General features: G+C 58.1%; 1 protein-coding gene. It reads left to right on the top strand.

The window, feature by feature from the left end; all coding sequences use genetic code 11:
* A partial coding sequence (locus H5U08_RS18465) for a hypothetical protein (protein WP_297036528.1) occupies positions 1-1,473 on the top strand: 1,473 nt, incomplete at its 5' end.
* Between the last annotated feature and the right edge of the window lie 48 nt (positions 1,474-1,521).

Consider the following 1,521-nt stretch of genomic DNA (forward strand, 5'->3'; position numbering starts at 1 on the left):
TTTGAAATTCAATGCCGCCGCTGGGGACCGGCCGAGAGACGATCGCTCGTCGGATATCTTTCTGGCCCTCTGGGGAAAGCTGAATCGGATTCACAAAAGGAACCGGTGAAACGGGTCCAGGAAACCGTGGAGTTTGCCCAGAATGGCACAGCGAGTCTCAATGTGCGCATCGGTGGACTCACCCAGGGCGTGTATCAGGGTTATTTCCAACTGGAAGGCGATTCGCCCCTGCGTGTGAATGATCGCTGGTATTTCACCATCCAGGTGCGGCCCGCTTTTCGCGTTCTCATTGCCGCCCCACAGCCAGCGGGGCGACACGCGGTGTATCTTTCCCAGGCTCTGGCCCCGGAAACCCTTCGACGTGCCGGCATCTCGCGTTATCAGTGCGAAGTGGTTTCTTACGAAGAATTGCAGAAAGAAGATCTGTCGACGTATGCAGCCTACTTTCTGCTGGACCCGCCGCCGTTGCCAGACTCATTCTGGACGAAACTCCGCGACCTGGTCCGGGCGGGAAAGGGAGTGGCCTTCTTTTTGGGGCGGTCTCTGGGGTCAATCGAGAAATGGAATACGGGGCCTGTTCAGGATCTGCTGGCCGGCCAAATTCTTGTGCAGGCTCGCGACCCAAGCGGAGAACTGCATCTTCGGCCGTCCCTCTACGACCACTATCTGTTGGCGCCGTTCCGCTCTGTGGCCGGGTCGGTTCCGTGGGACATGTTTCCCGTCTATCGATACTGGGTGCTCGACCCGCTGGCCAGCGACGCTTATGTGGTGGCACCCTACAGCAATGGACATCCTGCCATCGTGGAACGCCCGATTCAGAAAGGTCGGGCCATCACGGTGACGACGGCCATCTCCGATCTCCCGGAGGAGTCGCCGTGGAGTATGCTCACGATGGGGCAGGCATGGCCGTTCGTGATTTTGGCCAATCAGATGGCCCTCTATCTGGCCGGGGCTGGGGATCTGCGGAGTAACTACTTTGTCGGTGAGCCTGTGCGGCTGGAGGTGGACCCTGATTTGCGGCTCACCTCGGTTCTGTTGGAACCGCCACCCGATGTCCTTAATGCCGATACGCAGGACGCCACCTTGCCGATCCGTGTCAATGTGGATCCCGAGAGTCATGAAATTTTGATCAGCGCCACCGAGCAGATCGGCAACTTTCGTGTGTTGGCTCGCGAAGCCGGGGTCGATTTTCACTCGGGATTCAGCGTTAACTGTCCGGGGCACATCATGAATCTTGATCGCGTGTCTGCAGGGCAGTTGGAACAGGCTTTCGGGGATGTACCGATGCAGATCGCCCGCGATAAAGAACATCTGCTTCGCCAGGTGACGGCGGGGAGAACCGGGCTTGAAATCACACCGTATTTGCTGGGTTTGCTGGCCCTGATGATGGCCCTGGAACAGGTCCTGGCCAATCGGTTTTATCGATCGTCACCGGTGACAGATGCAACGCAGGCCCAAACCCTGCCGACATAGGGTACCGGATCATTGCCCACTCGATCTTTGGAGTAGTGAATGAGCAAA

This window comes from Thermogutta sp. (assembly GCF_014359955.1).
In the GTDB taxonomy this organism is placed as follows: Bacteria; Planctomycetota; Planctomycetia; order Pirellulales; family Thermoguttaceae; genus Thermogutta.